This is a genomic window from Hanstruepera marina (assembly GCF_019880635.1).
In the GTDB taxonomy this organism is placed as follows: domain Bacteria; phylum Bacteroidota; class Bacteroidia; order Flavobacteriales; family Flavobacteriaceae; genus Hanstruepera; species Hanstruepera marina.
Genome location: NZ_JAINVX010000001.1, coordinates 518,892 through 532,943 on the forward strand (window position 1 = coordinate 518,892; position 14,052 = coordinate 532,943).

Sequence of the window (14,052 nt, forward strand, 5' to 3'; positions counted from 1 at the left end):
AGGTGTTAATTCTGTTAATTCAGTTTAACGATGAAAATCGTATTTAATCTATTAAGCTTGTGTTAAGAGAGTGTAAACAGAGTTTTTTTATAATTTTAGGGATTGATAATTTAAGCATTATCTCGTGAATATAACGTGTTTTTTGAAGCTACTCTTTCCCTTTAAGAGTGTGCTTTAAAGGACTTATTCACTTTAAACATTAACTAACTATAATATTAATAATGAAAAAAATTACACTTTCGCTTGTATTTGGGTTAATTTCACTCGTCGGATTTTCTCAAATAGGATTAGTAGAAAATTTTGATGCTAGTGTAACCTTACCAGCAGGCTGGTCTAGTGATCCTGGAGATTATGCTGTTTCATTTGTCCAGAATTGTGACGGATGGTCAGTTAGATCGAATTTTAATGATACCAACCTTACAGGTGCATTAACATCTCCAAATGTAGTTGGTCAGTCTAATGGAACTGATTTAACAATTGCATTTGACTATAAAATTGTAGATTGGTCTGCAGCAACAGACCCAACTCCTCCAGGATGGGGCGAGTTGTATGTTCAATATTCCACAAATGATGGTGGTTCATGGGACACAGTCTTAACAATTAACGATGTTAATCACGTAACATCTAATGAATGTGCTAATATTTCTGCAACTGTACCAGCTGCGAGTTTACCAGTGGGTTCAGATTTTAAACTACGTATTGATGCTGCGTGGGCAATAGGTACGTATTATGTTTATTTAGACAATATTGCTGCCACTCAAGTTGTTTCAGATCCACCCTCTTGTGTTAACTTAATTACACCTACAAATGGGAGTACTGGTGTTGGAATTAATACCAATTTAGAATGGTCTGCAGCAACTGGAATTCCTCAAGGCTATGTGTTATCTGTTGGAACAGTTCCTGGAGGTACTGATATAGTGGACAATTTAGACGTAGGTTTATCAACAACATTTAACTTCCCAACTGCTCTAGAATACAGTACAACATATTATGTTACTGTTTTGGCTTATAATGCTAACGGTCCGGCGGTTGGTTGTACTGAATTTTCGTTTACAACTGGAGCTGACCCTAATGCACCTGTAGATTGTGCTTCTGGTGTGCCAGTTAATATTGAATATTGTTATACAGATAACGATACCATGTCATGGAATTTCCAAAGTTCTGATGGCGGTCCATTAAACATCTTTTTTAATGCAGGTCAAATGGAAAGCTGTTGTGACGATATTATTATTTATGATGGGCCTGATAATACAGCTCCTGTTTTATTCAATGGAAACAATGGCGGCGATTTGACAGGTATATCTAGAAACACCACTGGTAGCACACTTTATGTTGAAATGGATACCGATGGTTCTGTAAACTGTCAAGGTCTTGGTTATGTGCCAATTAACTTTGATGTGTCTTGTATTGATTTAACAGCTATACCTAATTGTAATTCAGTGTTAACTACGCCTGCTAATGGCGATGTTGCTGTAGATATTAATACCGATATCACATGGAGTGCAGCGTCTGTAATTGTAACAGGTTATACCATATCAATAGGAACAACACCTGGAGGAACTGATATTTTGGATAATTTCGATAACGGAAATTCAACAACTTATGATCCAGGAACATTATTATACGAAACCACATACTATATAACTATAGTACCATATAACGATAATGGTTCAGCTATTAATTGTAATGAACAAAGTTTCACTACAGAAAATGATCCAAATCAAATTTTAGATTGTGATGCAGGTGATACGGTGAATACGGTTTATTGTTACAGTGCAAATGATACAATGACTTTTAATTTTGCAAGTAATAATGGAGACCCACTATTATTAGTTTTCAATGCCGGTTGGATTGAAGCAGGATGGGATGAACTTATTGTTACAGATTCTGATGGTACAATTTTATTTCAAGGTGATAATGGAGGCGATTTAACTGGTTTATCTTGGGTGTCTTCAGGAAGCACAATAGAAGTTTCAGTAGATTCAGATGGTTCTGTTAGTTGTGATTCTGGTAATCAAACACCATGGGACTTTACGGTTTCATGTTTTGACCCTACATCAGCACCAGATTGTAATGCATCCTTAACTAATCCAGTGAACGGTGCAACAGATGTTAACGAGAATGAAGATTTAATTTGGACAGCAGCATTTGGTCAAGTAGATGGTTATATTTTGAGTATTGGTACAACACCAGGTGGAACAGATGTTGTTGATAATTTAGATGTTGGTGATGTATTAACTTACGATCCTGGAACTTTAGCTTTTGAAACAACATATTATGTTACTATAGTGCCTTATAACGCTAACGGTAATGCAACAGGTTGTGTGGAAGAAAGTTTTACAACGCGACCAGACCCAAATCAAATTCTTGATTGTTCTATTAATGAGACTATAAATACCACTTATTGTTATGCAAGTAACGATACAATGGAGTTTAATTTTGCTAGTAATGACGGTTCACAATTAGTTGTGTTTTTCAATGCTGGTTGGATAGAAGCTGGATGGGATGAATTAATTATTACAGACTCTGATGGGACTATTATTTTCCAAGGTGATAATGGTGGTGATTTAGCAGGTCTATTCTTTATTTCTTCAGGTTCATCTATAACTGTTGGTGTTGATTCAGATGGATCTGTAAGTTGTGGTAGTACTGGACAAACAGAGTGGGATTTCGACGTACAATGTTTTGATGCCACAGCAGTACCGAATTGTAATGCAGTAATGACAACTCCTGCCGATGGAGGAATAGATATTGATATTAATACTGATATTACTTGGACAGCAGCCTCTATTTTGGTTGATGGATATACAATTTCCATTGGTACAACACCTGGAGGAACTGATATTGTGGATAATTTAGATGTAGGTAACGTTTTAACTTATGATCCAGGAGTACTTGATAACGCAACAAATTATTACGTAACTATCGTGCCTTATAATAGTAATGGTCCAGCGGTCAATTGTACTGAATATACATTTAAAACTATTTGTATCCCTCAAGTGGTATCATTTAACGCAGTAGGTGATTGTGAAACTGATCCTAATAATCCAGATTTTGTAATAGAAGTCAACATCACAGACTTAAGCGGATCGGCTTCCATAATTGTTTCTGATGATCAAGGCAGTCCAGATCAAACTGCAAGTACTACAGGTATCGTTACAATGGGACCATATACAGCAAATACAGTTGTAACAATTACGACTATTAAATCGGATGACGATACATGTGATGTAATAAGTAGTCCTATAACCTTTATTTGTCCACCACCACCAAACCCATGTTCTATCGTGTATGCTGGTGAAGATGCTGATGTAGATTGTTTAAACCCTGATACTGATTTAACAGCTAATTTCCATTTATTTGGTCAGGATACAAGTAATTATACTATTAACGGATTAGATACATGTCCTTTACCGCCAGTTGTTGGAGGTACTCCTACGAGTTTGGATATTGATGATAGATGGTCTGAGGTTATTGATATAGGATTTGATTTCTGCTTCTTTGGAGGTGTTTATAACCAAATTCTTGTAGGATCTAATGGCGTTTTAAGTTTTGAACTTGAAAACGCTGGAAACTTTAATGGTTGGAATATTGACCCGGGAGACACATTACCTAATAACGATAATCCTTCTTTAACCCAAGCTAATATTTTTGGTGTAGCTCATGATATTGATCCAGGGGTTTGTGGAGATATCAATTATTTGGTTATTGGTTCAGCACCTTACAGGATGTTTGTTGTGAATTATACAAGTGTTTGTCACTTTAGCTGTAACAGTATAGAGTCTAGTAGTCAAATAATTCTTTATGAATCATCAAATAACATTGACGTTAATGTTTTTGAAAAGCCAATTTGTCCAGGATGGAATGATGGTAATGCTGTTATAGGTGTCCAAAATATTGATGATACTGTTGCATTTACACCAGTAGGAAGAAATACTGGTGTTTGGGAAGTTACTCCAGATGCACCAGAATCTTACAGATTTGCACCTTCTGAAGGGACACCAAACTATACGTTTGAGTGGTTAGATGAAAATGGTGTTGTTGTTGGAAATACAGAAACAATTACAGTATCTCCTACAATGACAACAACATATACCGCATCTGTAACATATGAGTTATGTACGGGAGGTACATCTACAGTTGTAGATCAAGTAGTAGTTAATTATGACAATACGGGTGCTGAAGATCCTTCATTTACTTTAACACCAACATGTGATGGAGCAACTGCAACAATAACAGGAACAGTAGGAGGTACATTTGCCTTTAACCCAGACCCTGCAGATGGAGCCGTAATCGATCCTGATACAGGAACAATTACAAACGGAGTTCCAGAATCTACTTACTCTGTTGAATATACAACAGGAGGAGTCTGTTCAACATCAAGCATTGAAACGGTTACTGTTTTACCAGCTGATGATGCTTCATTCACAATGACACCAACATGTGATGGAGCAACCGCAACAATAACGGGAACAGTTGGAGGTACATTTGCATTAAATCCACCACCAGGCGATGGCGCATTAATAGACCCTGTTACTGGTACTATTACAGATGGTGTTTCTGGAACAACTTATACAGTTGAATACACAACATCTGGAGCTTGCCCTGAAACAAGTACACAAAATGTTACTGTATTACCTGCGGATGACGCTTCGTTTACTTTAACACCAACATGTGATGGTGCTACTGCAACAATAACAGGAACAACAGGTGGAACATTTGCCTTTAATCCATTACCAACTGATGGTGCGGTTATTGATCCAGTTACTGGTGAAATTTTTGGATCTGCAGATACGACATATACTGTGGAATATACAACATCAGGAGTATGTCCAGAAACAAGTACACAAACAGTTACTGCTTATTCAGTTGAAGACGCATCCTTTACAATTTTAACACCAATATGCGATGGTGTTGAGGTACAGATAACAGGTGATTTAGGAGGTACATTTGCTTTTAATCCAGAACCAAATGATGGCGCAATGATAGATCCTGATACAGGTGAAGTAACAGGTGGTTCTCAAGGTACAGAGTATACTATTGAATATACTACTTCAGGACCATGCCCAGAAGTATCGGTTCAAAGTTTTGAAACTTTGGCTTGTGTTATTCCGCAAGTAATTACTCCAAATGATGATGGTTACAATGATACATTCGATTTAAGTAGTTTTGATGTAGAAAGTTTAGTAATCTACAATAGAAACGGTACGGAAATATTTAAAAAGACCGATGGATATACAAATGAATTTTATGGTGTAGCAGATAACGGAGATGAACTTCCAGTAGGTACTTATTTCTATGTTATGAAATATCAAGACGGAAAAGTAAGAACCTCATGGGTATATATCAACAAGTAAACTAACACAACCAAAATTTTATAATGAAAAAACTATATATAATTTTAATATTCTTATTGTCCGCGTCATTTATGCGAGCGCAACAAGATCCGCAGTATACACAGTATATGTATAATATGAACGTTGTTAACCCAGCTTACGCAGGTTCTTTCGATGGTATAGCCATCGGAGCACTTTACAGAAGCCAATGGGTTGGACTGGATGGTGCACCAAATACGGGGACATTATCTATTAGTTCTCCAGTAGGTAAAAATGTTGGTTTAGGATTATCTTTTATTAGTGATGAAATAGGTCCTGTAAGAGAAACCAATGTATATGCAGATTTCTCATATACGCTCCAATTAGGAGGAGATCATCGTTTGGCTTTAGGTGTAAAGGCTGGAGCTACATTTTTAGATGTTGGTTTAGTTAATTTAGATGTTATAGATCCTAATGATCCATTTTTAGAAGAAAATATAGATACTGTAAATCCGAATGTTGGAGCAGGGGCTTATTTATATAAGCCGGACACCTATTATGTGTCTGTTTCTATGCCTAACATGTTAAATTCTGTTCACATTGATCAAAATGGCACAAAAATAGGTTCTGATACACAGCATTTATTTGTAGCGGCAGGTTATGTATTCCATTTATCAGACAATTTTGCCTTAAAGCCACATGGTATGATGAAAATGGCTTTTGATTCACCAGTGAGTTTTGATGTAAATGCTAACCTATTTATGTACAACATTGTTGAAATTGGAGCAGGATACAGATTGGATGATTCGTTTAGTGCAATGGTTAACTTTATGGTAGCACCTAACTTAAGAATAGGTTATGCTTATGATAGTATTACGTCAGATTTAGATGTTACAACATCAGCTTCTCACGAGATATTTATCAACTTCGACTTTGGTTTCTCGAAGAAAGTATCACGTTCACCTCGTTATTTCTAATCACTTAAGCTAAACATTATGAAAAACTTTAAAATATTTATCACAGTAATATTAATGAGTAGTTTAAGTATAACTGCTCAAAACAAAAAAACGGCGGCTGCAGACAAACATTTTGCGAAATTTGAGTTTGTTGATGCTATTGAGGATTACCAAAAGTTAGTAGAAAAGGGCGAAGCTGATGCCTATGTTTACAACCAATTAGCAGAAGCTAATTATAACATATTCAATACTGTTGAAGCTGAACGTTGGTATGCTAAAGCTTTAGAGTCCTCTCAAAGTCCAGAAATGATTTACAAGTATTCTCAAATGCTTAAGGCAAACGGTAAATATGCTGAATCCAATGAGCAAATGAGTCGCTTTGCTGAAATGAGACCTGGAGATGATAGAGCTGTTGCTTTTAAGGCAAATCCAGATTATTTACCAAAAATTTTAGAAAAAGGAAAGAAATTTAATATTCAAAATTTAGATATTAATTCCGAACAATCTGATTTTGGAGGTGTTTTAAATGGTAGTCAATTTTATTTCACATCGGCTAGAAATAAAGCAAGAAGAACATACGGTTGGAACGACCAACCTTTTTTAGATGTCTATGTGTCTAATCTCTTGACCGATGGTACATATCAAGAAGCTGATTTAGCTGAAGGCGATATCAATACAAAATATCATGAAGGCACTGTAACGTTCAGTCCAGACGGTAACACAGCTTATTTTTCAAGAGAGAGCTTTTTTGAAGGAGAATTTGAAAAAGATAGTATTTCAAATACCAAGTATAGTGTATTGCACATGTTTAGAGCCACTAAAGATGGCAATAGTTGGAGAAATGTTGAGGCATTACACGTAAATAGTCCAAACTATAACGTTAGTAACCCTGCTATAAGTTCAGATGGCAAGACCTTATATTTCCATTCTGATATGCCAGGAGGGTTTGGGTTGTTTGATATCTATAAAGCATCTGTTAACGCCGATGGAACTATTGGAGAACCTGTTAATTTAGGACAGAAAGTTAATACAGAAGGCAACGAGAAATTCCCATATGCAAGTAGTAATGGCGATATTTATTTTTCTTCTGACGGTCATTTAGGTTTAGGAATGCTAGATGTATTCTATACTAAAGAAATTGATGGCAAAATGGCACCGGTGCGTAATGCTGGAATACCGGTTAACAGTAATGCAGACGATTTTGCTTATTATATGAATGAAGAAACAGGCGAAGGCTATGTGTCTTCTAATCGTGAAGGCGGAAAAGGAAGTGATGATATTTACGCTTTAAAAAAATTGCAACCTATGTGTGATGTGTTAATTACAGCTACTGTTGTAGACGCAAACACAGGAGAGCCATTAAGCGGTGCTATGACAACACTTTATGATGATGCGGGAAACAAAGTAAATTCAAAACCAACTAATGCTGAAGGTGTTGCCGAGTATATGGTGGAATGCGAAAAAGATGTAAGAATTGAAGCTACCATGGATGAGTACGAAAGCGCACAAGCCATGGTAAGCGGAACTAGAGAAGAAGAGCAATCAGTTACAATTCAATTAGATCCTATTGAAGAATTAATTGTAGCCGATAGAGTGGAGTTGGAACCAATATATTTTGATTTTGACAAGTCTAATATTACATCTAAAGCTGCATTCGAATTAGATAAGTTAGTTCAAATTATGAATAAGTATCCAGATATGGTTATTAAAGCAACATCGCATACAGATAGCCGAGGATCAGATTCTTACAATGAAACATTGTCAGACAGACGTGCAAAAACAACTGTTCAATACGTGGTTTCAAAAGGAATAGATGCCAATAGAATATCTGGTATTGGAATGGGAGAAAAAGAACCAAAAGTAAATTGTGGTTCTAACTGTACAGAGGAAGAGCATCAATTAAACCGTCGTTCAGAGTTTATTATAACTAGCGGTGGTCCAGCTCAAGAATAAAAATTAAATAATAGCAATAAAAAAAGCCTTACTAAAAATAGTAAGGCTTTTTTGTTATTTAATTTGATTACCATCTTTATCAAAAAAGTGGTATTCTAAATATGTGTAAGCATCTCTCGGTAAAACCTTTACCCATTTCTTATGTTCAAAAAACCATTTTGAACGAATAGATGGAAAGCCTTTTGTTAAAAAGGCTGCTATAAAAGGATGTGTGTTTAATGTCAACTTTTTATAGTCTTTTTTTAATAATTGCTCAAGATCGTGAGTGATTTTGGGCACAATTCCTATTGGCGCCTCAACTTCTTGCCCATTAACAGCGTCAGGGTTTTCCTCACGTGTTTTAATGTTCATTTCTTGACGAACGCGTTGTCTAGTAATTTGTACCAAACCAAATTTACTTGGCGGTAAAATTTTGTGTTTAGCTCTATCATCCTTCATTTCATCACGAAGAAAATTATAAAGCTTTTTTCTGTTTTCAGCTTTGCCCATATCAATAAAGTCAATAACAATAATGCCACCCATATCGCGTAAACGCAATTGCCTAGCCACTTCTGCTGCTGAAATTAAATTGACTTCCAACGCGGTATCTTCTTGTGTCTTGGCCTTATTAGAACGGTTACCGCTATTGACATCTACCACATGTAGGGCTTCTGTATGCTCGATAACCAAATAAGCGCCTTTGGCCATAGAAACGGTTTTTCCAAAAGACGTTTTAATTTGTCTTTCAATACCAAATTTCTCGAAAATAGGCACGTTAGATTGATATAGCTTAACTATTGATTCTTTCTTTGGTGCAATTTCCTGCACATAATCTTTAATTTGAATATAAAGTTCTTCATCGTCAACATAAATACTTGTAAAAGTATCGTTGAATATGTCTCTTAAAATTGAAGACGCTTTATTTAATTCTCCTAGTACTTTACTAGGATGATGAGCTTTGTCTAGCTTTTTGCACATTGCTGTCCAACGACCAAGCAAGTTTTGCAAATCTTTGTCTAGTTCTGCTACTTTTTTGCCTTCTGCTACCGTACGAACAATAACACCAAATCCTTGAGGTGTAATACTCCTTACAAGGCGTTTTAAGCGATCTTTTTCTTCTTTATCTTCTATCTTTTGAGAAATAGAAATTCTATCGGAAAAAGGCACTAAAACAATATATCTACCAGCTATTGAAAGCTCGGAACTAATTCTAGGTCCTTTGGTTGATATAGGTTCTTTTACTATTTGTACTAAAGTAGACTGATTTGATTTTAAGACGTCAGTAATTTTTCCGTCTTTATCAATATCTTTTTCAAATGGGAAATTCTTTAAAGAATAATCTTTTAGTTTACCTGTGCTTACACGTTTTGTGAATTTTAAAAGGGAAGGGAGTTTAGGTCCGAGATCATGGTAATGTAAAAAACCATCTTTTTCGTAGCCTACATTAACAAATGCGGCATTTAAACCAGGAACAGCTTTTCTTATTTTGGCTATAAACACATCACCAACCGAAAAGTTATTACCACCTTCATCTTTATGTAATTCAACTAGTTTTCCATCTTTTAATAAGGCAAAATCAACATTTTCAGAACTCGAACGAATAATCAATTCTTTATCCATTTAGTTAATTTTTATCCATACAATTAAGTACAGATGGATTAATACTATATTTTCACAGGATTTTAAATCTGTGGAGCAACTCTTTCGAAAGGTAATACGATTAAGTAGCTCATTATCAAAGAACGTTTTGATTTTAAAACCAAAAAAGTAGTTAAACAACTACTTTTTTAGCTTATTTTTTCTTTTTGTGACGATTAGCGCGTCTTCTTTTTTTGCGCTTGTGTGTCGCTACCTTGTGTCTTTTTCTTTTTTTACCACTTGGCATAAATGTCTGCTTTTAAGGTTAATTATTTAATATTTTATTTAACGTCTACGTTTGTTTTTACACCTTCCACAAAAACTTTTGCTGGTTTAAACGCAGGTATATTGTGAGCAGGTATTTTAATAGTTGTATTTTTAGAAATATTTCTACCTGTTTTTTCTGCTCTTGTTTTTACAATAAAGCTTCCAAACCCTCTTAAGTAAACGTTGTCACCGCTTTCTAAAGAAGTTTTAACTTCATCCATAAATGTTTCTACAGTTGCTTGTACATCGCCTTTTTCAATTCCTAATTTTTCAGAAATTTTTGCTACTAAATCAGCCTTCGTCATTTTAAATATTTTATTACGTTACTATTAATCTTTTAAAGGGATGCAAATATAGGAATTTAAAATTCAATATTTCAAACCTAAATCATTAAAATTTAAGAATATAAACGATTAATTTTGCGATTAGTATATTCTATAAATGCATATTACAAAAACTTTAACATATTGGTATTCAATAAATAAGCGATTTTTGCCTTGGCGCAAAACTAAAAATCCATATTACATTTGGCTATCCGAAATAATTTTGCAGCAAACACAAGTTAAGCAAGGGTTACCTTATTATGAAGCTTTTGTGAGCCAATATCCAACCGTATTCGACTTAGCAAGTGCAACTGAAGAGCATGTTTTAAAGCTTTGGCAGGGATTAGGATATTATTCACGTGCCCGAAATCTTCACGCCACAGCAAAATATATTGTTAAGGAGTTAAATGGGAAATTTCCTGATAATTATAAGGATCTAATTAAATTAAAAGGGGTTGGAGACTATACCGCCAGCGCAATTGCCTCTATATGTTTTAATGAAGCAACTGCTGTTGTAGATGGAAATGTATATCGGGTTTTGGCACGCTATTATGGTATAAATACGGTTATAAACAGTACACAAGGTAAAAAGGAATTCAAGGCTGTAGCTCAAGAAATTTTGGATAAAAACAATCCAGCTGAATTTAATCAAGCCATAATGGAATTTGGGGCTATTCAATGTAAACCTAAAAGTCCAGATTGTACTATTTGTCCTTTAAATGAAACGTGCAATGCCTTTAAAAATGATAAAGTTGGCTTGTTGCCTAAAAAAAATAAGCAATCTAAACCCGTTAAGAAGTACTTTAACTATTTAGTTTATATTTCTACAAAAGGGGAAACAGTTTTGGAAAAGCGCAAAGAGAAAGGTATTTGGCAAAACCTATATCAGTTTCCGTTAATTGAGTCAAAACAACCGTTATCAATTGATGACCTCAAATCTCAACTTAATATAAATGAACGGCAAATTACCTTATATAATGATAAAAGTATTGTTCATAAGTTGTCCCATCAGCATTTGCATACCAAATTTTGGATAATAAAATCTGATATCTTGCCAGGGACAAGTATTCCTAAAGATACTATTCATGAATATGCCACTCCAATATTAATTAAAAATTTTACAGACGACTTTAATTTTTGATAGGAGATTTACCGCAGTCATATTTTTTTATTAAATTTAAGATTATGAAAAGCAAAAGCTTAATTTTGCTTTTCAAATTAAATAGAATATTATGTCAGGAACGTTAAATAAAGTTATGCTAATTGGGCATTTAGGCGACGAGGTTAAAATGCATTATTTTGAAGGTGGAGGATGTATTGGTCGTTTTCCTCTTGCAACAAATGAAACCTATACCAATAAGCAGACCAATGAACGTGTTACAAATACTGAATGGCACAATATTGTAGTTAGAAATAAAGCTGCAGAGATTTTTGAAAAATATGTTAGCAAAGGCGATAAGGTATATATAGAAGGTAGAATAAAAACTAGAAAGTGGCAAGATGATAGTGGTAATGACAGGTATTCTACAGAAATTCAATGTACAGAATTTACGTTCTTAACAACAAAGAATGAAAGTGGTATACAAAATCAGCAAAATAGTCAACAAACTAATAAACAAAATCAGGTTTCACAAGAGCCGATTACTCCTAAACCAGAGGTAGATTTGCCGGATGACGATTTGCCATTTTAAAGTATAATTTAAACCCTAATCTTTGGATCCAGAACCCATACGATTTCTTTCATTTATAACTGCAATTGATTTATCGGTTGTAATTGGTTTGGCACTCTTATTTTTACTGTTGCTCTGCTCTGCTTTAATTTCAGGGGCAGAGGTTGCATTGTTTTCCCTTACGCGAACCGACATTGACGATAGCGACGAGATGTTTAGCAATAAAATGGGCATCATCACTAAATTGCTAGAGCGTCCTAAAAAACTACTTGCAACTATATTAGTAGCTAATAATTTTATAAATATCGCTATTGTAATATTGTTTGCTTATTTGGGCGATTCTTTATTTGGAAGTATTCAATCAGAAATTTTACAATTTGTTTTAGAGGTTATTGTAATTACTTTTCTAATACTTTTATTTGGTGAAATTTTGCCTAAAATATATGCTAGTAGAAACCGTTTGAAGTTTTCTTTGTTTATGGCCTATCCTTTAAGGGTTTTAGACTTTTTATTTTCACCATTAAGTCTGCCGATGCGCAGTATTACATTAGCTATTCATAACAGGTTTGGAAAGCAAAAATCGAATATAAGTGTCGATCAGCTTTCACAAGCTCTCGAGTTAACAAGCGAAGCCGATACCACTAAAGAAGAACAAAAAATATTGCAGGGTATCGTGTCGTTTGGAAATACCGATACCAAGCAAGTTATGCGCCCTCGGATTGATATTTTTGCTTTAAATATAAGTGAGAAGTATTTAGATATAATCCCTGAAATTGTAGAAAATGGTTATTCCAGAATTCCAGTTTACGAAGAAAACATAGATTCCATAAAAGGTATTTTATATGTAAAGGATTTGTTGCCTTATATTGATAGAAAACAGTTTGACTGGACAACTTTATTGCGTGAACCATTTTTTGTTCCAGAAAACAAAAAACTTGATGATTTAATGGCGGAATTTCAGGAAAAGAAAGTGCATTTAGCGGTTGTTGTTGATGAGTACGGTGGAACCTCTGGATTAATTTCTTTAGAAGATATTATTGAAGAAATTGTAGGAGACATTAGTGATGAATTTGATGATGAAGATTTAATTTATTCTAAATTAGATAACAACAATTACGTTTTTGAAGGTAAAACAGCTTTGAAAGATTTTTATAAGATAACTAAATTAGAAGCCGAATCGCTTTTCGAAGAGCAAAAAGGCGAAGCCGAAACAATTGCTGGCTTTATTTTAGAGATTTCAAAAAGTTTTCCAAAGCAAGGCAGTAAAATAAATTTCGAAAACTACGTTTTTACAGTAGAAGCTTTAGATCAAAAACGTATAAAGCGAATAAAAGTTACACTACCTTAATATGAAGAAAATTTTAACTCTAACCCTAATTGTATTGTTGGTTTTGTCATGTGCTAATGAAACTTTGCCTAAACCGAGTGCATATTTAAGATTAGAGTATCCCGAAGCGCAATATAAAACCTTTGATACAGGATTTCCGTTTACCTTTGAAAAAAATGAATTGGCCAAAGAAATTAAGGCCAGAACCCTTTCAGTTGATTCTGGGAGTTATGGCATAGATCTCGTTTATCCTGATTTAAAAGGCACTATATATTTAACGTACAAGCCTGTAAATAATAATGAGCGATTAATTAGCCTGTTAAAAGATGCCCAAGGGTTTACACAGGAACATACTTTAAAGGCCGATGCTATTTCAGAGCAAGTTTTTGAAAGCAAAGAAAAAAAGGTTTACGGTATGTTTTATGAAGTAGGTGGCAACGCAGCTTCGCAATCACAATTTTATTTAACCGATAGTATCAATCATTTTTTAACAGGCTCTTTATACTTTTATGCCAAACCTAATTACGATTCTATTTTGCCTGCGGCGTATTATCTTCAAAAGGATATTAAGCATATCATGGAAACTGTAAAGTGGAAAGAATAAAAAAAAAGCCTAATGAATTT

At 34.5% G+C, this 14,052-nt stretch carries 9 protein-coding genes; 7 read left to right on the forward strand and 2 right to left on the reverse strand.

From position 1 onward, the window contains the following. The first annotated feature begins 221 nt into the window (after positions 1 to 221). Genes K7G76_RS02305 through K7G76_RS02315 form a run of 3 tightly spaced genes read left to right on the forward strand, consistent with a single transcriptional unit; the run spans position 222 to position 8,224 of the window. Complete coding sequence (locus tag K7G76_RS02305) at positions 222 to 5,357, forward strand: T9SS type B sorting domain-containing protein (protein WP_223032589.1); 5,136 nt, start codon at positions 222 to 224, stop codon at positions 5,355 to 5,357. Between the two features lie 23 nt (positions 5,358 to 5,380). After that, positions 5,381 to 6,292 carry a PorP/SprF family type IX secretion system membrane protein gene (locus tag K7G76_RS02310; protein ID WP_223032590.1) on the forward strand — a complete coding sequence of 304 codons (912 nt, stop codon included), beginning with the start codon at positions 5,381 to 5,383 and terminating at the stop codon, positions 6,290 to 6,292. An 18-nt stretch (positions 6,293 to 6,310) separates the two neighbouring features. Then, entirely contained in the window at positions 6,311 to 8,224 is a 1,914-nt protein-coding gene (locus K7G76_RS02315; RefSeq protein WP_223032591.1) for an OmpA family protein, read from the forward strand. 54 nt (positions 8,225 to 8,278) lie between these two features. On the opposite strand, the gene K7G76_RS02320 is transcribed toward K7G76_RS02315, so the two are convergent. Further along, positions 8,279 to 9,823: an Rne/Rng family ribonuclease gene (locus K7G76_RS02320; protein ID WP_223032592.1), complete on the reverse strand. Its 1,545-nt coding sequence runs from the start codon at positions 9,821 to 9,823 to the stop codon at positions 8,279 to 8,281. Positions 9,824 to 10,122: 299 nt separating this feature from the next. Continuing rightward, positions 10,123 to 10,413 carry an HU family DNA-binding protein gene (locus tag K7G76_RS02325; RefSeq protein WP_223032593.1) on the reverse strand — a complete coding sequence of 97 codons (291 nt, stop codon included), beginning with the start codon at positions 10,411 to 10,413 and terminating at the stop codon, positions 10,123 to 10,125. 136 nt (positions 10,414 to 10,549) lie between these two features. On the opposite strand from K7G76_RS02325, the gene mutY reads away from it, so the two are divergent. The 4 genes from mutY to gldD all read left to right on the forward strand — a co-directional run bounded on the left by mutY (position 10,550) and on the right by gldD (position 14,032). Beyond that, entirely contained in the window at positions 10,550 to 11,572 is a 1,023-nt protein-coding gene (mutY, locus tag K7G76_RS02330) for an A/G-specific adenine glycosylase (protein ID WP_223032594.1), read from the forward strand. Positions 11,573 to 11,663: 91 nt separating this feature from the next. Continuing rightward, complete coding sequence (locus K7G76_RS02335; RefSeq protein WP_223032595.1) at positions 11,664 to 12,122, forward strand: single-stranded DNA-binding protein; 459 nt, start codon at positions 11,664 to 11,666, stop codon at positions 12,120 to 12,122. Positions 12,123 to 12,144: 22 nt separating this feature from the next. Beyond that, entirely contained in the window at positions 12,145 to 13,449 is a 1,305-nt protein-coding gene (locus tag K7G76_RS02340; protein ID WP_223032596.1) for a gliding motility-associated protein GldE, read from the forward strand. Position 13,450: 1 nt separating this feature from the next. Continuing rightward, positions 13,451 to 14,032: a gliding motility lipoprotein GldD gene (gene gldD / locus K7G76_RS02345; RefSeq protein ID WP_223032597.1), complete on the forward strand. Its 582-nt coding sequence runs from the start codon at positions 13,451 to 13,453 to the stop codon at positions 14,030 to 14,032. The last annotated feature ends 20 nt before the right edge of the window (positions 14,033 to 14,052 follow it).